This is a genomic window from Glaciibacter sp. 2TAF33 (assembly GCF_052114945.1).
Lineage (GTDB): Bacteria > Actinomycetota > Actinomycetes > Actinomycetales > Microbacteriaceae > Cryobacterium.
On record NZ_JBFRFS010000007.1, the window covers coordinates 35,557 to 54,973 of the forward strand.

Annotated in this window: 18 protein-coding genes; 14 read left to right on the plus strand and 4 right to left on the minus strand. The window is 68.8% G+C overall.

All coding sequences use genetic code 11. The features are described from left to right. Positions 1–202 precede the first annotated feature (202 nt). Both AB4Y94_RS08400 and AB4Y94_RS08405 read right to left on the minus strand, forming a co-directional pair. Positions 203–1,711, minus strand: coding sequence for a SulP family inorganic anion transporter (locus AB4Y94_RS08400; RefSeq protein WP_441727260.1), 1,509 nt, complete (start codon positions 1,709–1,711; stop codon positions 203–205). 122 nt (positions 1,712–1,833) lie between these two features. After that, positions 1,834–2,631 carry an SDR family oxidoreductase gene (locus AB4Y94_RS08405; RefSeq protein WP_441727262.1) on the minus strand — a complete coding sequence of 266 codons (798 nt, stop codon included), beginning with the start codon at positions 2,629–2,631 and terminating at the stop codon, positions 1,834–1,836. Between the two features lie 338 nt (positions 2,632–2,969). Between AB4Y94_RS08405 and AB4Y94_RS08410 the strand changes: the two genes are divergently transcribed. Next, positions 2,970–3,371 carry a four-helix bundle copper-binding protein gene (locus tag AB4Y94_RS08410; protein WP_441727264.1) on the plus strand — a complete coding sequence of 134 codons (402 nt, stop codon included), beginning with the start codon at positions 2,970–2,972 and terminating at the stop codon, positions 3,369–3,371. 155 nt (positions 3,372–3,526) lie between these two features. Here the strand turns inward: AB4Y94_RS08410 and AB4Y94_RS08415 are convergent, their stop codons facing one another. Further along, a complete protein-coding gene (locus AB4Y94_RS08415; RefSeq protein WP_441727266.1) occupies positions 3,527–4,135 on the minus strand; it encodes a type II toxin-antitoxin system Phd/YefM family antitoxin in 609 nt (202 codons plus the stop codon). Positions 4,136–4,324: 189 nt separating this feature from the next. Between AB4Y94_RS08415 and AB4Y94_RS08420 the strand changes: the two genes are divergently transcribed. The 3 genes from AB4Y94_RS08420 to AB4Y94_RS08430 all read left to right on the plus strand — a co-directional run bounded on the left by AB4Y94_RS08420 (position 4,325) and on the right by AB4Y94_RS08430 (position 6,319). After that, the gene (locus AB4Y94_RS08420; protein ID WP_441727268.1) at positions 4,325–4,693 is read left to right on the plus strand and encodes a cupin domain-containing protein; all 369 of its coding nucleotides are present in this window, start codon (positions 4,325–4,327) and stop codon (positions 4,691–4,693) included. Between the two features lie 45 nt (positions 4,694–4,738). Continuing rightward, complete coding sequence (locus AB4Y94_RS08425) at positions 4,739–5,029, plus strand: hypothetical protein (protein WP_441727270.1); 291 nt, start codon at positions 4,739–4,741, stop codon at positions 5,027–5,029. Positions 5,030–5,197: 168 nt separating this feature from the next. Further along, the gene (locus AB4Y94_RS08430; protein ID WP_441727272.1) at positions 5,198–6,319 is read left to right on the plus strand and encodes a fatty acid desaturase family protein; all 1,122 of its coding nucleotides are present in this window, start codon (positions 5,198–5,200) and stop codon (positions 6,317–6,319) included. Between the two features lie 3 nt (positions 6,320–6,322). Here the strand turns inward: AB4Y94_RS08430 and AB4Y94_RS08435 are convergent, their stop codons facing one another. Continuing rightward, positions 6,323–6,706, minus strand: a complete 384-nt coding sequence (locus tag AB4Y94_RS08435) for a TraR/DksA family transcriptional regulator (RefSeq protein ID WP_441727274.1) — start codon at positions 6,704–6,706, stop codon at positions 6,323–6,325. A 540-nt stretch (positions 6,707–7,246) separates the two neighbouring features. Here AB4Y94_RS08435 and AB4Y94_RS08440 point away from each other — a divergent pair. The 10 genes from AB4Y94_RS08440 (at position 7,247) to AB4Y94_RS08485 (ending at position 19,307) form a co-directional block, all read left to right on the plus strand. Continuing rightward, positions 7,247–8,287 carry a LacI family DNA-binding transcriptional regulator gene (locus tag AB4Y94_RS08440; RefSeq protein WP_441727276.1) on the plus strand — a complete coding sequence of 347 codons (1,041 nt, stop codon included), beginning with the start codon at positions 7,247–7,249 and terminating at the stop codon, positions 8,285–8,287. Continuing rightward, positions 8,284–9,243: a carbohydrate ABC transporter permease gene (locus AB4Y94_RS08445; protein ID WP_441727278.1), complete on the plus strand. Its 960-nt coding sequence runs from the start codon at positions 8,284–8,286 to the stop codon at positions 9,241–9,243. The genes AB4Y94_RS08440 and AB4Y94_RS08445 overlap by 4 nt, the downstream gene beginning before the upstream one ends. Next, complete coding sequence (locus AB4Y94_RS08450) at positions 9,240–10,118, plus strand: carbohydrate ABC transporter permease (protein ID WP_441727280.1); 879 nt, start codon at positions 9,240–9,242, stop codon at positions 10,116–10,118. Before AB4Y94_RS08445 ends, AB4Y94_RS08450 begins: the two co-directional genes overlap by 4 nt. 63 nt (positions 10,119–10,181) lie before the next feature. Beyond that, on the plus strand, positions 10,182–11,477 hold the full coding sequence (locus AB4Y94_RS08455; RefSeq protein WP_441727282.1) for an ABC transporter substrate-binding protein: 1,296 nt from the start codon (positions 10,182–10,184) through the stop codon (positions 11,475–11,477). 110 nt (positions 11,478–11,587) lie between these two features. Further along, the gene (locus AB4Y94_RS08460) at positions 11,588–12,748 is read left to right on the plus strand and encodes an ADP-ribosylglycohydrolase family protein (RefSeq protein ID WP_441727284.1); all 1,161 of its coding nucleotides are present in this window, start codon (positions 11,588–11,590) and stop codon (positions 12,746–12,748) included. Then, positions 12,748–14,118, plus strand: coding sequence for an ADP-ribosylglycohydrolase family protein (locus AB4Y94_RS08465; RefSeq protein ID WP_441727286.1), 1,371 nt, complete (start codon positions 12,748–12,750; stop codon positions 14,116–14,118). Before AB4Y94_RS08460 ends, AB4Y94_RS08465 begins: the two co-directional genes overlap by 1 nt. Next, on the plus strand, positions 14,115–16,343 hold the full coding sequence (locus AB4Y94_RS08470; RefSeq protein ID WP_441727288.1) for an SUMF1/EgtB/PvdO family nonheme iron enzyme: 2,229 nt from the start codon (positions 14,115–14,117) through the stop codon (positions 16,341–16,343). The genes AB4Y94_RS08465 and AB4Y94_RS08470 overlap by 4 nt, the downstream gene beginning before the upstream one ends. After that, positions 16,340–17,557 carry a CaiB/BaiF CoA transferase family protein gene (locus AB4Y94_RS08475; protein WP_441727290.1) on the plus strand — a complete coding sequence of 406 codons (1,218 nt, stop codon included), beginning with the start codon at positions 16,340–16,342 and terminating at the stop codon, positions 17,555–17,557. The genes AB4Y94_RS08470 and AB4Y94_RS08475 overlap by 4 nt, the downstream gene beginning before the upstream one ends. Beyond that, complete coding sequence (locus AB4Y94_RS08480) at positions 17,554–18,444, plus strand: HpcH/HpaI aldolase/citrate lyase family protein (protein WP_441727292.1); 891 nt, start codon at positions 17,554–17,556, stop codon at positions 18,442–18,444. The genes AB4Y94_RS08475 and AB4Y94_RS08480 overlap by 4 nt, the downstream gene beginning before the upstream one ends. Continuing rightward, complete coding sequence (locus tag AB4Y94_RS08485; protein WP_441727294.1) at positions 18,441–19,307, plus strand: alpha/beta hydrolase; 867 nt, start codon at positions 18,441–18,443, stop codon at positions 19,305–19,307. The genes AB4Y94_RS08480 and AB4Y94_RS08485 overlap by 4 nt, the downstream gene beginning before the upstream one ends. Positions 19,308–19,417: the final 110 nt, after the last annotated feature.

The window sequence follows — 19,417 nt, forward strand, 5'->3', positions numbered from 1 at the left end:
CACCCTCCCTCGCCGAGAACGCACTTGTTGGGGTTATGAGGGCGTTATAACCCCAACAAGTGCAGGCTCGCGGAGAAAAGCACCAAGTGCAGGCTCGCGGAGAAAAGCACCAAGTGCAGGCTCGCGGGGAAAAGCACCAAGTGCAGGCTCGCGGGGGAAACAGAGAGGAAACGGAGAGGGGAGCGCAGGGCGCGAAACGGGGCTAGAGGCGCCCGGTGAGCCGCCGGTGCAGGGCGGTGCTCCGCGCGTCGAGACCCTCGAACACGACGCTGGCGCCGTGGTCGCGGTACTTCGCCTCCACCGAATCGAGCACAGCGACCGTGGAAGCGTCCCAGACCTGCGACTTGCTGAAGTCGACGATCACGTCGGCGGGGTCCAGGGCGTAGGAGAACTGCTCGACCAGGTCGTTGCTGCTGCCGAAGAACAGCGGCCCGGTGACCGTGTACCGAGCGGATGCCCCGTCGCCGGCAAGCGCGCGGGTCACGGTGATCACGTGCGCGACCCGCCGAGCGAACAGCACCATCGCGAGCACGACGCCGGCCATCACGCCGATGGCCAGGTTGCCGGTGGCGACGACCACGGCAACCGTCGCGAGCATCACGATCGTCTCCGGCAGCGGCATCCGTTTCAGGGTGGATGGGCGCACGCTGTGCCAGTTCACCGTGGTGATCGCGACGATCATCATCACCGCGGCCAGGGCAACCATGGGGATTTGCGCCATGACGTCGCTCAGCACCGTGACCAGCAGGAGCAGGAACGCACCGGCGACGAAGGTCGAGATGCGCGTGCGGGCCCGGCCGAGCTTCACGTTGACGATGGTCTGGCCGATCATGGCGCAGCCGGCGATGCCGCCGTAGAGGCCGGCGAGGATGTTCGCGATGCCGAGGGCCCACGATTCGCGGCCCTTCGCCGACCGGGTGTCGGTGATGTCGTCCACGAGTTTCGCGGTGAGCAGCGTCTCCATCAGGCCGACGAAGGCGACGCTGAGCGCGGTCGGCCAGATGATTCCGAGGGTCTCCAGGTTCAGCGGAACCAGCAGCGGGGTGATGCCGGGCAGGGCGCCGGAGACGTCGCCCTGGTCGCCGACCGTCGGCACCGCCAGGTGCGCGATCATCGTGATGGCGGTCGCCACGACGATGGCCACGAGCGGCGCGGGCACGGCCGTGGTCACCCTCGGCAGCCCCACGACGATGAGCACCGTGAGCACGAACAACGGGTAGACCAGCCACGGCACTCCGAGCAGGTGCGGAACCTGCGCGACGAAAATGAGGATGCCGAGCGCGTTGACGAAGCCGATCATCACGGACCGGGGGATGAACCGCATCAGCCGTGCCAGGCCGGTCACCCCGAACAGGATCTGGATCAGCCCGGCCATCACGACGGCGGGCAGCAGGTACTCGACGCCCTGCTCCTTGACCAGCGGCGCCACCACGAGCGCGACGGCGCCGGCCGCCGCGGTGATCATGGCGGGTCGTCCGCCGAGGATCGACATCGAGATGGCCAGCACAACGGATGCGATCAGACTGACCTTGGGATCCACTCCGGCGATCACGGAGAACGAGATCACCTCGGGGATCAGGGCGAGCGTGGTCACCACGCCAGCCAACACTTCGACGCTGAACGCGCGCGGGTTACGAAGGGTGGACCGGACGGTCGGGGCGAGGAAAGACTGCACCGGCTCGACGGGGGCGGATTTCAGGCTGCGGGGCACCGTGTAACTGTAATCGGCATCCGCTGTCCGGCTCGGCCGGCCCGGCCGGCGAGGCCGGCTTGGTCGGGAGGCCGGCTTGATCTGGAGGACGGCGTGATCTGGAGGACGGCGTCGCCAGGCGGCTAGCCCTGGCGCCATTCGTCGCTGGTGAGGTGTGAACCGGCCTGCGGGCCCATCTGGAGCATTCCGCCGTCCACCACCCACGAGGCCCCGGTGACGAAAGAGGACTCCGTCGACGCGAGGAAGGCGATCACTGCCGCCACCTCGCGCGCGTCGCCGGGGCGGCCCAGCGGAACGCCGGGGCGGTCGATGGTGTGGGAGTCCTGATTCGCGTCGGCATTCATATGGGTGGCAATTTCGCCCGGGGCGACGGCATTGACGGTGATGCCGTATTCGCCCAGTTCCAGGGCGGCGGTCTTGATCAGGCCGCCGAGGCCGTGCTTGGCGGCGTCGTAGGCGGAGAAGCCGACACGCGGCTGGTGCTCGTGCACGCTGGTAACGGCGATGATCCGGCCGCCTCGACGGGCGTCGATCATACGGCGGGCGGCGCGCTGGATGCAGATAAAAGCGCCGTCGAGGTCGGTGGCGATGACGCGGCGCCAATCCTCCCAGGTGGTCTCGAGAAAGGGAATGCTGGCGCCGGCCCCGGCATTGTTCACGAACACATCGAGTCCACCGAGTTGGTCGGCCAGGCTCTCCACCACGTCTCCGCACCCGGGCAGATCGGTCGTATCGAGTCGGGCAACCACCGCCCGGCGCCCGAGTGCCCGAACCTCGTCGGCGGTTTCGTGGGCGCCGGCCTCATTCCGGTGCCAGGTGATTCCGACGTCGAGCCCCGCCGCAGCAAGCCCCACCGCGCTCGATCGACCGATACCGGAGTTTGAACCCGTGACGATTGCCGTTCTCGGTTCGAACGCCATGACTTGTCCTTTCGCTGCCCGTTCGGCGAGACATGCGGCTCGCTGTGCCGCCAGAGTAGGCCCCGTTTTACGCGACAGGGAAGAGGGCGGCGAAGAGAGTGATGGGACGCTGGCCCTCCCGCAGCCGCTGGAGGCCGCAGTGGAGTAGGGGGTGGAATAGGGCGGTGTGGATCGGGCGGCGCAATTGCGCGGTTTTGAATCACGGTATGGAATAGCACCGTTCTGAATCGCGCGGCGGAATTGCGGCGTAGCGTGTGAAGCAGTCGGGGACGCGTATCCGGCTCGGCGGAGCCCCGCCGGAAGCGCCGCCCGGTCAACGACAGCGGATGGAGCCGGCCATGACCGTGACCAAGCAAATGCTCGACAGCCACCCTGACACGTCCGGAGCAACCGACCTGCTCGTCGCCGCCATCGACGCATGCTACGAATGCGCCCAGGCTTGTACCTCGTGCGCGGATGCCTGCCTCAGCGAAGAGAACGTTGCGGACCTGGTGCGCTGCATTGGCACCGACCACGACTGCGCCGATGTGTGCGTCGCGACCGGGGCGGTGTTGACGCGGCAGGCGGCGTCCGATGACAACCTCACCGCGGCGGTCCTCGCCGCCTGTGTGACTGCGTGCTCCACCTGCGCCGACGAGTGCGAGAGCCACGCCGACATGCACGAGCACTGCCGCATCTGCGGGGAGGCATGCCGCCGCTGCCAGCGGGCGTGCCGGGCACTCCTGTCCGAAATCAGGTAGCAAGCCGACCGCCGGGCAGGCGCGAAAACACACGTTGGCCGGATGAGAGCGCGATCTGTGATGTTTTGGCGCACCTTAGGCCGATTCACGATGTTTTCGCGTTGATGCGCGAGCCAGCGCGGGCGCCCTGCGCGAGCGAACCCGATCCGGGTCGGCTAACGACTGAGCGGGAAGAACAGCGGCTTGTCGTCGTCCTCACTGTCGACGCCGTGGCGGCCGTCGCGCGGTCCCGGGTCCGGCAGCTCGGGGAGCTGGTCGCCCTCATCGGGGAACACCTTGGTGCGCGACTTGGTGCGGGACCGCGAGGTGGTGACCGTTTCAACTGTCCCGTCGGCGGCATCCGCTACCGAGACCGTGTCGACGACGGTCTCGGAGACACTGATCGAGTCGGCACGCATCGAGCCGCCCGCGGGGCCGCTCGAGCGAATCCGGGCCGACCGCAGGGAGCCGCTCAGCGAGGTGCTCAGCGACGTGCTCACCGCGTGCGCGACGCGGCGCCGGCGGCGGGGCTGCACCAGCATGGCGACCGGATGTCCGTGCCGCATCACGACGATCTCCTCGCCCGCCTGCACCCGGTCGAGCAGGAAGTCGAGGTGCCACTTGGCGTCGGGGACGGACACGGCCAGGTCGCCGCCGGTGTCCGGGCCGAAGTGCACCGGCGGGTACGGGTTGAACTCGGTGTCGCGGTCGACGCCATGTCGGCCGTCGCGGGGGCCGGGGTCTGGCAGTTCGGGCAACTGGTCGGGGTCGTCAATGTAGTACATGAGCGGGCCTCCTCTCCATCGACGGATGCCTGAACCTGACGGTACGCCGATCGCGGCCGAAACGCCATCACCGGGCGGCCATGACCGGCCGTGCGGTCCACTTGAAAGGGCGGATCCCGGAGGAATAATCTGGCGGCAGCGGACGCGTGCTCGATCGACAAGCGCGGCCCCGGATCAAAGGAGAACGTCATGGCCGACAACGTTGTGACAAGCCTTGAAGTCAAGTCGAACGATTCACCGGACGAAACACGCACCCCCGACAAGACGAGGGTGACCGTGAACAAGCTCGGAAGCTACACCGTCGGACGTTTCACCTTCGAGCCGGGATGGAGCTGGTCCGACTGCATCAAACCGGTCGTGCAGACCGAGTCCTGCCAGGTCAACCATGTTGGCTACTGCGTCTCAGGCACCCTCGAGGTCGAGACCATCGACGGCGCCACAGCCACGATCACGGCCGGGGACTCCTTTGCCATACCGCCTGGCCACAACGCGCACGTTGTCGGCAGCGAGCCGTACGTCGGGATTGAGTTCGTCGGCGCAGCGACCTACGCCACCTGAATTGCCGATCCTGAATCAGGCGCCGCTGCCGCATACGCTGGACGGATGCCCTCGTTCCGCGTGACCATGACCCTCGGTGCGCTGCGATCCGGCGTCGCACCCGAGGCGGTCGTGCCGCACGCGGCGTCGGCGGCCGCCGAGCTGACCACGGTCGAAGCGTCGGACCTGGCCGTGGTCGCCGGCCACGCCCGGGTCACCGTGCGCTTCACCGCTGACGACCCCGAACTGGCGTTGCAGATCGCCGACCACGTGGTCGCAGCGACGGATGCCGTTGCCCGGCCACTCGACCACGCCGTCACCGAGCGCGTCAAGGGTCGCTGGTTCCGGGTGGGGTGAGAAGACCGTCGGCTGCGAACGATGCGGCGGCGACCAGGCGGCGACCCCGCGCGAACCTGTGACGTTGCTGCCAGAGCGGCCCACGGCATCCGCTGCGACGTACTGTGAGAACAGGTGCCCCAGACCCCGGTGTCCGGCAGATATTCGGTCCGTCATTCGGGAGCCACCATGACCGAGGCACATGTCGTCATCGTCAGTCACCCGGTCGCCCCGGGCGCCAGGACACGGCAGCGAGAACCCGGTCGTGAGGTGAACGACTACGTCGCCTTGTCGTGGCGGATCCAGGACGCCGGGCTGATGCGCCGCCGCTACGGCTACTACTGGATCAAGCTCATCGCGGTGCCGGTGGTCTTCGCCCTGTGCGTCGGGTTGTTCCTGCTGGTCGGTGACTCGTGGTGGCAACTCGGCGTCGCCGCCCTGTTCGCGGTCGTCTTCACCCAGACCGCGTTCCTCGGGCACGATGCGGCACACCGGCAGATCTTCCGCTCCGGCAAGTGGAACGACTGGACCAGCCTGGTGCTCGGCAACCTATTCGTGGGCATGAGTTATGGCTGGTGGCAGCACAAGCACACCCGTCACCATGCGAACCCGAACAAGGAAGGCGCGGACCCCGACATCGACCTGCCGGTGATCGCTTTCACCCCGGCCCAGGTCGCCGCCCGCCGCCCCCCGATCGCCGCATGGCTGATCGCCCACCAGGGATGGTTCTTCTTCCCGGTCCTGCTGCTCGAGGGCGTCTCGCTGCACGCGTCCAGCGTGCACCGCGTGTTCATGAGGGAGAAGCTCACCCGGCGCTGGGTGGAGGCCGGTTTCCTGCTGGTGCGGATCACCGGCTACCTCGTTCTCGTCTTCCTGGTGCTCTCACCCGGCACGGCCGCGGCGTTCCTCGCCGTGCAACTGGGCCTGTTCGGGCTCTACATGGGCATGTCGTTCGCGCCCAACCACAAGGGGATGCCGCTGGTTCCGCCCGGTCTCAAACTCGATTTCCTCCGACGACAGGTGCTGACGAGCCGCAACATCCGTGGCGGTCGCGTGCTCGATTTCGCGATGGGAGGGCTGAATTACCAGATCGAGCACCACCTGTTCCCGTCAATGCCGCGCCCGCACCTGCGGAGCGCGGCACCGATCATCCACTCCGCGTGTGTCGACCTCGGTGTGCCATACACGCAGGCCGGCCTGTTCGAGTCGTACGGCATCGTGCTGCGCTACATCAACCGGGTCGGGCTGGGGGAGAAGGACCCCTTCGAGTGCCCGCTCGTGGCCGCGAGGCAGGCCGGCGAAGGGCTGTAAATCCTAGCGGCGGGCCTCGAGCTCGCGGGCGCAGTCGATGCAGAGTTCCGCGGCGGGACGCGCTTCGAGGCGGTCAGCGCTGATCGGCTCGCCCTTGCGGACGCAGATGCCGTAAGTTCCGTCTTTGATGCGTTGCAGGGCCCGGTCTATCGCCGCCGACTTCTGGGTCAGTTCGGTGTGCACCCCGGCGATACGCGACCATTCGGCCGACAGCGTCGGGCCCTCCGGGTCGTGCTCGTCGTCGGCCGAGGCGTCGCTCCGGGCATCGCGCACGGAGTCGAGGGTGCCGGTGAGCTGCTTCACCTCGGCGTCGATGTCGGCACGTTCGGTACGGAGGCGGCGCTCCAGGCGTCGTCGCGTCGAGTCCGTCAGCTCTGCATTAGGCATATCCCATGATGGCACTCGACGGTGCGCGGTGTGCGGCGGCGCGCGTGGCCGCGCCGCCGGGCGTCGTAGGTGTGGGGCCGCGCGGGGCTCCCCACGGCTGGGGGGCTGGGCGCCGCCGGGCGGCCGGGCGCCGCCGGGTGGGGTCCCGCAGCCGGGACGAGGGCGATGTGCGGCAGTTGAGCCGTTATGCGCCAGGCGTGCCACCCGCATAGCGGCGCAAGTGCCGCACAGGTGCGAAACTCCCGCATAGGGTGCGGGGTGCCGGGTGCCGGGCGAGCGGCTGCGGGACGAGGGCGATGTGCGGCAGTTGGGCCGTTATGCGCCAGGCGTGGCACCCGCATAGCGGCGCAAGTGCCGCGCAACGGCGCAACTCACGCATGTGGGCGCAAGTGCCGCACCGGCGCACTCTCGCCTCGCGGCGAGCGCACCGACCGAGACATCGCGAATCGCCCCTTGCGCCAAGCCGGCACGAGGATTAGAGTCGCTGTAAACGTTCTTGTAAACGTTTACGACCGGTCCACCGAAGACGCAGGGAGCACGATGACAGAGACGAAGAAGTCGACATTGGTACTCGTCGCCGAACGCGCCGGGGTATCGATCGCCTCCGTCTCCCGCGTGCTGAACGGCCTCTCGGCCTCGGCCCACGTCACCGAGCGGGTGCAGCGCGCCGCGAACGACCTCGGCTACGTCGCCGACGCCACCGCGCGATCGCTCAAGGTCGGCAAGACCGAACAGATAGCCCTCGCCGTGGCCGACGTGGGCAACCCGGTGTACGTGGAGATGATGCACGAGGTGTCCCGGGTGGTAGCGGATGCCGGCTATCGCCTGGTCGTGTCGTCCACCGGAAGCGAGGCGGCCGACCAGATCGGGCTCCTCAACAGCCTCAACCGCGGCTTCGCCGACGGGCTCATCCTCAGCCCGCTGCGGGTGACCGAAGAGCTCATCGACACCCTCCGCACCAGTCGGCTGCCGATTGTGGTGATCGGGTCACTGCCCGCGGACGTCGAGCTGGACAGCGTTCGCGCCGACTCGGAGGCCGGCATGGAGCTGGCGGTCAAGCACCTGGTGAAACAGGGCCGCCAGCGCATCGCATTCATCAATGGCCCGGTCGACACGGTTCCGGGCGCCGCCCGTTTGCGCGGGTACGCCAAGGCCATGACCAACCGGGACCTTCCGATGCACGGTGACCTGCAGGTCACGGCCGACGACTTCACCTTCAAGGCGGGCCTTGCCGCCGCCGGGGCCCTCCTCGACCAGGCCACGCCCGACGCGATCGTGTGTGCGAACGACCTCCTCGCCGTAGCCGCCCTCAAGGTCCTCACCCGGCGCGGCATATCGGTGCCCGACGACGTCGCCCTGGTGGGTATGGACGACACCGACATCGCCGAGCTCACCACACCGTCCATAACGAGCGTCGACCTACGCTCCGCCAAGCGCGCCCGCACGGCCGCCCGTTTGTTGGTCCGCCGGCTCGAGAACCCGGATGCGCCGGTGCAGCGACGGGTCATCGAACCCCGGCTCACAATCCGCGAATCATCGGCGCGCCGGGCCGAAAGCACCAAGGGAGGCGATCCGGAATGACCAGTACAGTCCAGGCGCAACCGGCGCGGATGCCGGCCAAGCCGCCAACCCGGCCGGGGCGCAAGCATAGCTCCACCGGACCCGCCGGCTCCGGCGGCCGCGAGGCGTGGCTGCTCGTGCTTCCCGCCCTGATTCCGGTGGTGCTGTTCAGCGTCTACCCGTTGGTGCAGGGAATCCTGCTCGGTTTCACGGATGCCAAGGCGGGCCTCGGCGCCGTCGTCACCTTCAACGGCCTCGACAACTACAGCCGGCTCCTCAGCAACGAACTGTTCTGGAACTCCTTCCGGATCGGCCTGGTCTGGGCGTTCGGTGTCACGATCCTGCAATTCCTGGCCTCCCTCGGGCTGGCCCTGCTGCTCAACCTGGACCTCAAGCTCCGCTGGATCGCCCGCACCCTCGCCCTGGTCCCGTGGGCGATGCCGCCGGTCGTCATCGCGATCATGTGGCGCCTGATGCTGAACCCGAGCTACGGCCCGATCAACAACGCGATGGAGTTCCTGGGACTTCCCGGCGACACCAACTGGCTGGGCAGCTTCTCCACCGCCCTTCCCGCCGTCATCGTCGTCGGCGTCTGGGCCGGAATGCCGCAGACCACCATCACCCTGCTGGCCGGGCTGCAGAATGTGCCCACCGAGCTGCACGAGGCCGCGGCCATCGACGGCGCCGGGGTGCTGCACCGGTTCTGGCACGTGACACTCCCGGCCCTTCGCCCGATCATCATCGCGATCACCACGCTCGACCTGATCTGGAACTTCAACTCGTTCGCCCTGGTGTTCGTGCTGACCGCGGGCGGCCCGGGCGGGCAAACCATGCTGCCCATGCTGTTCGCCTACAACGAGGCGTTCCGCTACGGCAACTTCGGCTACGCGGCGGCGATGGGCAACGTGATGGTCATCGTGATCTCCGTGTTCTTGTTCCTGTACCTCCGCAGCCAGTCACGGAGCAGATTGTCATGAGCCAGACCATCACCGCCAAGTCCGCGCCGATGGCCACCAGCCGTGCGGCCCGTCGCATCGGCCGACCGCTGCAGTACCTCGCGCTCGCCGCCTATGTCGTCTTCCTCGGTTTCCCGTTGCTGTTCCTGCTGCTCACCGCGTTCAAGACCCCCCAGGAACTGCTGTCACCGAACCCGGCCTTCCTGCCGGCCCAGTTCAACTTCGACAACTTCGGCCAGGCCATCGTGAAGGCCAACCTCCTGCAATCGGCCGCCAACAGCCTGTTCGTGGCGGTGGCCACCACCCTGATCGTCACTGTGATCTCGCTGCCGGCGGCCTACGCGTTGGCGCGATTCCGCACCAAGCTGCGCACGGTGGCGACCGGCTGGATCCTGCTCAGCCAGGTGTTCCCGTTCATCCTGATCATCATCCCGCTGTTCCTGGTGTTGAAGCAGGTCGGCCTGATCAACAACCTCGTCGGCCTGGTGCTGGTGTACACGGTCTGGTCCCTGCCGTTCGCGCTGTGGATGCTGCAGGGTTACGTCGCCGGCATCCCGGTCGAGCTCGAGGAGGCCGGCGCGATGGACGGCGGGTCCCGTCTTCTGATCCTGCGCCGGATAGTCCTGCCGCTCCTGGCCCCCGGCCTTGTCGCCACCAGCCTGTTCACGTTCATTGGAAGCTGGAACGAATTCTTCTTCGCGCTGGTCTTGATCCAGGATCCGGCACTGCAGACCCTTCCGCTCACGCTGGCCCGCTTCGTGGGAGCTGAGGGGCAGGTGCAGCTCGGACAACTCGCTGCCGCCTCCCTCCTGGCCACCATTCCCAGCCTGGTCTTCTTCGCTCTCATCCAGCGGCGTCTCACGTCGGGCCTGCTGAGCGGAGCGGTCAAGGGATAATGCCCAGCGCCAAGAGAACACCACCCTGTAATCACACGCAATCACACACAAAGGAGTAGTGACATGAAAAGACGGGCTGCACTAGCCGCCGGCGCGATCGCGGTCGCAACGGTCATGACAGGCTGCGCATTCGGAGGAGGAGGCGCCGCCAATACGGCTGCACCTGCGGAGGGAAAAGTCACCCTCACGTTCCAAAGCCTGGCTTTCCAGGATTCGACCATCGCCGCCACCAAGGACATCGTCGACTCGTGGAACAAGGATAACCCCGACATCACGGTCAAACTCCAGCAGGGCAGCTGGGACAACGTGCACGACCAGCTGGTCACGCAGTTCCAGGGCGGCACCGCGCCGGACATCATCCACGACGAGTCGGCCGACATCATGGGCTTCGCCAACCAGGGCTACCTGGCCGACCTGACCAAATACCTCAGCGACGACGTCAAGAAGGACGTCTCCAAGGACGTCTGGAGCACCGTCACCGCGCAGGATGGCAGCATTGTCGCCGCACCGACCCTGATGCAGTCGTACGTGGTGTTCGCCAACGCGGATGCCTTCAAAACGGCAGGCGTCGAGGTTCCGGCTGGTGACAAACTGAGTTGGGATGACTTCCAGGCCGTCTCCAAGAAGCTGACCGCGGGCGGGAAGTTCGGCGTCGGCTGGGGCTTGAAGTCTCCGACCGCGACCGTGATGAACCTGGCCCTCGGTTTCGACGGCAAGTTCTTCACCAACAAGGGCGACACCTCCACGATCAAAGTCGGCGACGCCGAACTCCAGGTGCCGAAGCGAATCAACGAGATGGCCTACACCGACGGTTCGCTCGACCCGGTCTCGCTGACCCAGAGCGGCACCGACGTGCTGCCCGGGTTCTTCGACGGAACCTATGCCATGTACGTCGGCGGCAATTACGTCGCCCAGCAGATCACCGAGTCCGCGCCCAGCGGATTCAACTGGGTGGTTCTGCCGCCGCTGGCCGGCTCCGCCGGGACCACGCAGGCTGCGAACCCGCAGACCATGTCGGTTGCTGCTGAGAGCAAGCACATCCCGCAGGCGGCCAAGTTCATCGACTACTTCATGAAGGCGTCGAACCAGGCGAAGCTTGCCGAGGGTGACTGGCTGATCCCCGCCTCGTCGTCGGCACGCGACCAGGTCGCCAAGGACACAAAGGGCCAGAACGGCTGGGAGGCGATGCTGAAGTCCGGTGAGAGCCTCTCCGCCGCGCCCTTCCAGGCCGCAACCAACTACCCGCAGTGGAAAGACCAGTTCGCGACGCCTGCCCTGCAGCAGTACCTGGCCAACTCGATCAGCCTGGACGACCTGAAGAAGCAGCTGACCGACGGCTGGGCTTCGGTCGGCGGCTAGCCGACGCGCGGTGGTCGAGCCTGCCGAGACCGGGTTTCGACAGACTCAACCACCGCCAGGCTCGACCACTGACACGCACAATCACGGAATCACAAAAGGAGAACACCAGGATGGATCTGCTCGAGGACAAAGCAACCGGAGCCCTGGCCGGAGCAGCCGTCGGCGACGCGCTCGGCGGCGCCGCGGAAGGCAACACGCCGGAGGCCATCCAGGAGCGGTACGACGGATTCATCACCGGAATCGTCGGCCCGTTCCTTCCGGACTGGCAGACCGCCAGGCCGATCGCCCCGTACCACAAGGGTGACGGCCACGTCACAGATGACACGTTGATGACCAACGCGCTGGTCGATGTCTACGCCACGGTGCGCGACCACCTCGACGCCTACTCGGTCGCGGACCACCTCGTACCGTTGCTGATCGGCGACAAGCGGTGGATCCCCGAGCTGGAAAGCGAGGCGCTGCTCCTGCACCGCATCTTCCTCGCCGAGAAGTGGCTGGTCGCGCGACTCCACTACGGGCACATCGACCCGCGTGAGGCCGGGGTCGGCAACATCGTCAACTGCGGCGCCACCATGTACGTCGCACCGATCGGCATCGTCAACGCCGGGGCGCCGGAGGCGGCATACGCTGAGGCGATCGACGTGGCCGGCGCACACCAGTCCAGCTACGGGCGCGAGGCGGCCGGGGTCTATGCGGCGGCGGTCGCCGCCGCGATGCGGCCCGGCACCACACCGTCACAGGTGGTGGACGTCGCGCTGGGGCTGGCGAAGGACGGAACGCGCGACGCCATCGACGCGGTGGCGAACGCCGCGGCATCCGTCACGGACTGGCGGGGCGGACTGGCCACCCTGCGTGCTGCTGTTGAACCGTTCGACACCGTCGGCCCCCACTACCGGGCGCCGGCGCGCGATGCCCGCATCCCCAGCCGCACCAAGTCGATCGAGGAACTGCCGATCGCGCTCGGCATGCTGCTCGCCGCTGACGGCGACTACTCGGAGTCGGTGCTGGGCGCGGTGAACTACGGCCGCGACTCCGACTCGATCGCGGTGATGGCCGGGTCCATCGCCGGGGCGCTCAGCGGGCTGGCCGGCGTGCCACGGCACTGGATCGAGGACATCAACACCGGAAGCCGGATGGACATCACCGCGTCCGGTCCGACCATGGCTACCGTCGCACGGGAGGTCTGGGCGAAAGACCAGGCCAGGGTCGAGGCGCGCCGTGACACCCTCGAGGCGCTTGGCGCAGCACCGGTCCCTTCCGGACGCAACTGATGCTGCGGCTCAGCTGGACCCAACCCGAAGACCTGGTGCCCCACGCCCTCGTCGCCGCCGAGCTCGACGGCCGCGACGTCGGCGACATCCGTCGCCGCTGGCAGCAGGCCGGCGGCGGCGAGGCGGCGGTCAGCGGCGCCTCCCCGAACCCGGCCACCCCCTCCGTGCAACGGCTGGCCCGGGACCTGCTCGCCGAGATCGACACGCTGCCCACGCCCCTGGACCTGCTGGCCCTCGAACCCGACGACTTCGACGCCATCCTCGCGCTCAGCCCGGAAACCGTCACCCTGCCGGTCGCGGGCAGTGCTGACGACCTCCGGGGCCGGGTGCATGGCGCCTGGCTCGGCCGCGCTGCCGGCTGCCTGCTCGGAAAACCGGTGGAGAAGATACCGCGGGAGGGCATCCGCGCGATTGCGGAGTCCACCGGCAATTGGCCGGTCGGCTCGTATTTCACCGAAATCGGCCTCGACCCGGAGGTGGCTGAACAGTATCCGTGGAACCGCCGCAGCCGCCCCACCAGCCTGGTCGAGAACATCGACGGCATGCCGGAAGACGATGACCTCAACTTTCCGCTGATCGCCCTGGACCTGCTCGAACGAGTCGGCCACGGCTTCAGCACGGACGATGTCGCCCAGTCCTGGCTGGCCAACCTGCCCGGCGGCCGAGTCTTCACGGCCGAACGCATCACCTACCGCAACCTCCTCGACGGCTACGAACCCGACGTCGCCGGCCTGGCGCAGAACCCGTTCCGCGACTGGATCGGCGCCCAGATCAGAACGGATGTCTACGGCTGGGCGTCCCCCAGCAACCCCCGCTCGGCCGCGCGGCTCGCCTACACCGACGCGCGCCTCAGCCACGGCCGCAACGGGCTCTACGGCGCGTTGTTCGCGGCCGCCGCCTGCTCGGCGGCGGTCGTCGCAGACACCGTGGACGAGGTCATCGACGCCGGGCTGTCCGTCGTGCCACCGGGCAGCAGGTACGCCGCCGCCATCGCCCGTGGCCGGGAACTCGGAACGGGCGACCTTCCGGTCGGGGCGGCGCTCGATGCCGTGTACGCCGACTACGGGCACCTGCACTGGGTGCACGTGCTGAACAACGCCGCGCTGCTCGCTTTCGCCCTCACCCGCAGCCGTGGGGACTTCGAGACGGCGATCACCCTCGCCGTCACGGGCGGCTGGGACACCGACTCGACCGGCGCTACGGCCGGATCGATCTGTGGTGCGCTGGCCGGGGCATCCGCTCTGCCCGATCGCTGGACCGGCCCCTTGCAGAACCGGTTGGCCTCCAGCGTGCCGGGATTCGACGGCCGCGCCTTCGACGAACTCGCCCGGCGCACGGTGGCGGTGGCCGAGGTGGGGGTCGGCGCATGAGCACTCACACGCACAAGCCGGATACCGACACCGGCTCGGACGCGGGTTCGGGCGCCGGCTCAGACGCGGTTCTGGACGCCGTTGTTGACGCCGACGAAGCCAACACCAACCAGATCAATCCGCTGGTGCCGCGGGCCATCGACCTGCCGACCGTGCTGCCGCTGCCCGGCAGCCCGACCCTCGACCCTGCGGTGGGTGACATCGCCAAGATCTTCGCCGCGCCGGAGGACCCGGACGACTGGCCCGCATGGCGTGCGGCCCTCGCCGACTGGCGCGCCTCAGCCCAGGCCCGGCTCCAGTACAGCGGCGCAGCCTACGAGCTCGAGCACTCCCGCTGGACCCGCTCCTGCTACAGCGTCGCCCTCACCTGGCTCTGGGACGAGCGGCTGTTCGACCACAGGGCGCAGCGCTTCACGGTGGACTCCTTCCTCGACGCAACCAGCGGTTACGGCGGTTTCGACGGCATCGTGCTGTGGCACGCCTACCCGATCATCGGCATCGACGACCGCAACCAGTTCGACTTCTACCGCGACGTTCCGGGCCTCGCCGACGTGATCGCCCGCCTGCACGAACGCGGCCTCAAGGTCTTCATCGACTACAACCCGTGGGACACCGGCACCCGCCGCGCACCGCACGCAGACCCGGAGGAGCTCGCGCTCCTGGTGGGCGAGCTCGGCGTCGACGGGGTGTTCCTCGACACCATGAAGGAGGGAGACTCCGCCCTCATCGACGCGCTGTTGCACGCCGATCCGCCGCAGGTGCTGGAGGGGGAGTCACGGGTGCCCAACCTGCGCATCGAAGACCACCAGCTCAGCTGGGCGCAGTGGTTCGCCGACAGCGAGGCCCCGGGCGTGATGCGTGCGCACTGGTACGAGCGCCGTCACATGATGCACTCCACGCGACGCTGGAATCGCGACCATAGCGACGAGTTGCAGTCGGCGTGGATGAACGGCACCGGCATCCTGGTGTGGGACGCCGTGTTCGGGGTCTGGGTCGGCTGGAACTCCCGTGACCGGGGAACGCTGCGACGGATGCTGCGGGTGCAGCGGGCGCTCAGCCCGGTTCTGGTCGACGGCGACTGGGCCCCGCTGGTCGATGCTGCGCCGGAGGCGCTCGCCGCCCGGGTCTATGTTTCCCGGTTCAGGCTCGGCGGTACGACGCTCTGGACGGTCGTCAACCGGGGGACGACCGACTACAGCGGGCCGGTGCTCGACGACGGGGTGGTTCCGGCGGGTGCCCGGCTGTTCGACGTGACCGCCGGAGTCACCCTGCCGACAGGCGGAGCGACCGGCTTCACTGCCGCCGTCCGCGTGACAATTCCCGCCCGTGGTGTCGCCGGCATCCTCGCCGTGGCGGACGCTGCCCCGGCACCGGACCCGGAGTGGCTCTCCGGGCTGCTGGCCGGTGGCGGTGCCGATGCCGACGGCGGCGACAACTCGATCGAGGTCCCGCCCGCCGCCGCATTCGATGCTGACGCCATCTTCCCGGCGCGGGTCGCCCGCCGCCGCCCGCCGGGGAACTCGGCCGTCACATCGCCGGCTCCCGGCGCCATTCTGGTCGAGCCGGGCGCCCGGCAGCTCGTCGTCGCGCACCGCCGGCGCGAGACCGGCATGTACCAGGGGGCGCCATACGTGGAGGAGTGGAAGCCGTTGCCGCCGCGCCTGCACGATCACCGCACCGAGACCGTGACCGTGACGCTCGGACGGGTCGCCGTCGCCGCGACCGAGGTCACCCGAGCCGAGTTCGACGCTTTCCTGGCGGCGACCGGGTACGCGCCGGTGTCGGCGCATCGGTTCCTGGCGGCGGACTCCCGAGCGGCGGACACCGGAGCGGCGGACTTCGACGGTCGGCCGGTCGATCCTGACGCGCCGGTCAGCCTGGTCGACCTGGCCGACGCCCGCGCCTATGCGGCCTGGGCAGGCGCCCGGCTGCCGACCGAGTTCGAGTGGCAGGTCGCCGCCGCCGACCCGGCCTTCCGGCGTGGTTCGCCCCTCGTCTGGAACTGGACGGAGAGCGAACACAGCGACGGCATCACCCGGTTCGTGATGCTGAAGGGCGGGAGCGCCCACGCGTCGGTGGGATCGGACTGGTACGTCGACGGCGGCGCACGTGCACCTGAGTTCAGTCTCAAATACCTGCTCGCGGGCCTGGGTGTCGAGCGCTCCACAAGCATCGGTTTCCGCCTTGCGTGGGACAGGACGGACCCGGAGGTGGAAACCCGATGAGCGAGCACACCATCAGCCCGGCGGGTGGGGTCGGACCTCTCACAGGCGTCCGGGTACTGGACGTCTCGACCCTGTTCGCGGGGCCGCTTGCCGCCACCTTCCTCGGCGATTTCGGTGCCGACGTGATCAAGATCGAGCATCCCGCCAAACCGGATGCGTCGCGCGGGCACGGCCCCGCGAAGAACGGCGTGAACCTGTGGTGGAAGACGCTCGGGCGCAACAAGCGCACCGCGACCCTCAACCTCGGCACCCCGACCGGCGCTGAACTGCTGCTGAAGCTGGCGGCGGACGCCGACGTGCTGGTCGAGAACTTCCGGCCCGGCACGCTTGAGCGGTGGGGGATCGGACCCCAGCAGCTGCACGAGGTGAATCCGCGCCTGGTGATCGCGCGGGTCACCGCCTTCGGGCAGGTCGGGCCGTATTCCGGCCGACCCGGCTTCGGCAGCCTGGCCGAGGCGATGAGCGGGTTCGCGGCTCTGACGGGTGAACCTGATGGTCCGCCGACGCTGCCGCCCTTCGGCCTCGCCGACGGCATCGCGGCCCTCGCCACGAGCTACGCCATCATGGTCGCGCTGCATGCGGTCGAGCAGGGCGGCTCCGGCCAGGTCGTCGACATGGCGATCATCGAGCCGATCCTGATGCTGCTGGGCGGTCAGATCACGACCTACGACCAGCTCGGCACGGTGCAGAAACGTACCGGCAACCGGTCGGTGAACAACGCGCCGCGCAACGTCTACCGGACCGCGGACCGCGACTGGGTGGCGGTCTCGACGAGTTCGCAGTCCATCGCCGAGCGCGTGTTGCGGCTGGTCGGCCGGCCGGAACTGGTGACCGAGCCGTGGTTCGCGTCCGGGCACACCCGGGCCGAGCACGCCGACGAGCTGGACGATGCAGTGTCGAGCTGGATCGGATTGCGCAGCACCGCCGACGTCCTGGCCGCGTTCGAGGAGGCGCAGGCTGCGGTCGCGCCGGTGTACGACGTGCGCGGGATCCTCGCTGACCCACAGTACAGGGCGATCGGTACCATCCAGACGGTGGACGACGAGGAGCTGGGACCGCTGAAAATGCAGAACGTGCTGTTCCGGTTGTCCGGGACCCCCGGCGGCATCCGCTGGGCCGGGCGGCCACACGGCCGCGACACCGACGCGGTGCTCGAGGAGATCGGCGTGAGCCGGGAACAGCTGACGGCGCTCAAAGAACAGGGCATCGTGTGAACTCGCTCGATCACCCGTTGATCACCGGGCTGTATGTGCCCGGAGACCGTCCCGACCGTTTCGACAAGGCGGTCGCCAGCGGTGCGCACCTGGTGATCCTCGATCTTGAGGATGCCGTGGCCGCCGACCGGAAGCAGGCTGCCCGGGACGCCGTGGCGGGGTGGCTGTCTGCCCGCGGGTCGCCCTCCCTGTCCGTCGCGCGGGGCCCGGTCATCCAGGTGCGGGTGAACGCGGACAGCGACGCCGACCTGGCCGCACTCGCCGGGTCTGACGCCTCGTTCGAGCTGCGGGTGCCGAAGGTGGAGGCGGCGTCTGACCTCGACCGGATCGTGCGGGCCGCGCCGGGCCGTGCCCTCACCCCGCTTCTCGAGACCGCGCGGGGTGTCGAGAACGCTGCGCTGATCGCGCGGCATCCGGCGGTCACCCGGCTGGCCCTCGGCCAGTCCGACCTGGCCAGTGACCTCGGCACCCCGGCCGCCGCGGTGATGGACTACGCCCGGATCCGGGTGCTCTACGCGGCCCGCGCGGCCGGGCTGCCGGCACCGATGCTGTCTGCGTTCACCGACATCCGCAACCTGGACGGCCTGCGAGCCGACACCGAACGTGGACGCGCCCTGGGCTGGGTCGGCCGAACCGCGGTGCACCCGAGCCAGCTGGCGGTGATCATCGACGTGTTCCGCCCCACCGCGGCCGAGGAGGATTGGGCACGGCAGGTCCTGGCCGCGCTGGACCAGGGCGGGGCGGCGTTGGCCGGGGTGGCGACCCTGGAGTCGGGCGAGATGGTGGACGCGGCGATGCTCGGGCGGGCGCGGTCGACCCTGGCGCTCGCGGAAGCCAGCGGGCTGCCGACCCGGCCACCCGCGGAATCGGAGGCACCGGAACGATGACCGCCCGCGGCCGGCTGGTGAGGGAATCGGCGCCGAGCGCCGCGGTGGCCGGGACCATCGACTGCACCATCTACCTGCCGCCGGGGTATGACGGCGGCGAGGGACGGCATCCGTCGCTCTATCTGCTGCATGGTCGCGGCGGGTCGGAGGCGGACTGGAGCGCGCTCCGCGGCGACTTCGACGAACTCATCGGCGAGGGTGTGGTCCCGCCGCTGATCGTGGTGATGCCGGACGCGCCGTGGAACGACCGCGGCGGGTACTACGTGGACTCGCTGTACACCGGGCCACCCGCGCCCGGGGTGGCGGTGGAGACGGCGTTGACATCGGATCTGGTGCGGTTCGTCGACGGCCGGTTCCGTACGGTCACCGACCGGTCGGCGCGGGGCGTCGGTGGTAATTCGATGGGCGGGGCCGGAGCGCTCCGGTACGCGCTCGCCCACCAGGAGCTGTTCTCGGCCGCCTTGCTGCTGAGCCCGGCCCTGTACGTGCCGGTGCCGCCGGAGGGATCGTCGGCGCGGGAGTTCGGCGGGTACGGCGTGGGCGCGAGCCGGTTCGAGCCGGAACGGTATCGGGCGCTGAGCTATCCGGCCGGATTCGCGGCTTTCGACCCGCGGTTGCCGCTTCGGATGTTCATCGCCGTCGGCGACCAGGAGTACGCGAACCGCGCCGGGAACGCCAGGCACGACCTCGACTACGAGGCCGCCACGTTGTACAACCGGGCGAAACGCGTGCCAGGGGTGACGGCGGAATTCCGCGTCTACGGCGGTGGCCACGACTGGACGCTCTGGCGTCGCGGACTGCGCGAGGGTGCGGCCGCGCTGGTCGCCGCGGGGTGGGCGCACGACGCTGCGCAGTCGTCCTGAGGCGCCCTCCCCCCGTCCGTCCGCCCGTCCGTCCCGCCCTCCGCGAACCTGCACTTGTTGGGGTTATGAGCGCCGGATAACCCCAACAAGTGCGTTTTCGGCGAAGGGAG

What these genes read in the sequence shown, in the direction of transcription:
- AB4Y94_RS08475 (WP_441727290.1), top strand. Translation starts at nt 16,340, where the DNA reads ATGAGCGAGCACACCATCAGCCCGGCGGGTGGGGTCGGACCTCTCACA.
- AB4Y94_RS08485 (WP_441727294.1), top strand. Translation starts at nt 18,441, where the DNA reads ATGACCGCCCGCGGCCGGCTGGTGAGGGAATCGGCGCCGAGCGCCGCG.
- AB4Y94_RS08415 (WP_441727266.1), bottom strand. Translation starts at nt 4,135, where the DNA reads ATGTACTACATTGACGACCCCGACCAGTTGCCCGAACTGCCAGACCCC.
- AB4Y94_RS08465 (WP_441727286.1), top strand. Translation starts at nt 12,748, where the DNA reads ATGCTGCGGCTCAGCTGGACCCAACCCGAAGACCTGGTGCCCCACGCC.
- AB4Y94_RS08455 (WP_441727282.1), top strand. Translation starts at nt 10,182, where the DNA reads ATGAAAAGACGGGCTGCACTAGCCGCCGGCGCGATCGCGGTCGCAACG.
- AB4Y94_RS08425 (WP_441727270.1), top strand. Translation starts at nt 4,739, where the DNA reads ATGCCCTCGTTCCGCGTGACCATGACCCTCGGTGCGCTGCGATCCGGC.
- AB4Y94_RS08420 (WP_441727268.1), top strand. Translation starts at nt 4,325, where the DNA reads ATGGCCGACAACGTTGTGACAAGCCTTGAAGTCAAGTCGAACGATTCA.
- AB4Y94_RS08460 (WP_441727284.1), top strand. Translation starts at nt 11,588, where the DNA reads ATGGATCTGCTCGAGGACAAAGCAACCGGAGCCCTGGCCGGAGCAGCC.
- AB4Y94_RS08430 (WP_441727272.1), top strand. Translation starts at nt 5,198, where the DNA reads ATGACCGAGGCACATGTCGTCATCGTCAGTCACCCGGTCGCCCCGGGC.
- AB4Y94_RS08405 (WP_441727262.1), bottom strand. Translation starts at nt 2,631, where the DNA reads ATGGCGTTCGAACCGAGAACGGCAATCGTCACGGGTTCAAACTCCGGT.
- AB4Y94_RS08410 (WP_441727264.1), top strand. Translation starts at nt 2,970, where the DNA reads ATGACCGTGACCAAGCAAATGCTCGACAGCCACCCTGACACGTCCGGA.
- AB4Y94_RS08470 (WP_441727288.1), top strand. Translation starts at nt 14,115, where the DNA reads ATGAGCACTCACACGCACAAGCCGGATACCGACACCGGCTCGGACGCG.
- AB4Y94_RS08440 (WP_441727276.1), top strand. Translation starts at nt 7,247, where the DNA reads ATGACAGAGACGAAGAAGTCGACATTGGTACTCGTCGCCGAACGCGCC.
- AB4Y94_RS08435 (WP_441727274.1), bottom strand. Translation starts at nt 6,706, where the DNA reads ATGCCTAATGCAGAGCTGACGGACTCGACGCGACGACGCCTGGAGCGC.
- AB4Y94_RS08445 (WP_441727278.1), top strand. Translation starts at nt 8,284, where the DNA reads ATGACCAGTACAGTCCAGGCGCAACCGGCGCGGATGCCGGCCAAGCCG.
- AB4Y94_RS08450 (WP_441727280.1), top strand. Translation starts at nt 9,240, where the DNA reads ATGAGCCAGACCATCACCGCCAAGTCCGCGCCGATGGCCACCAGCCGT.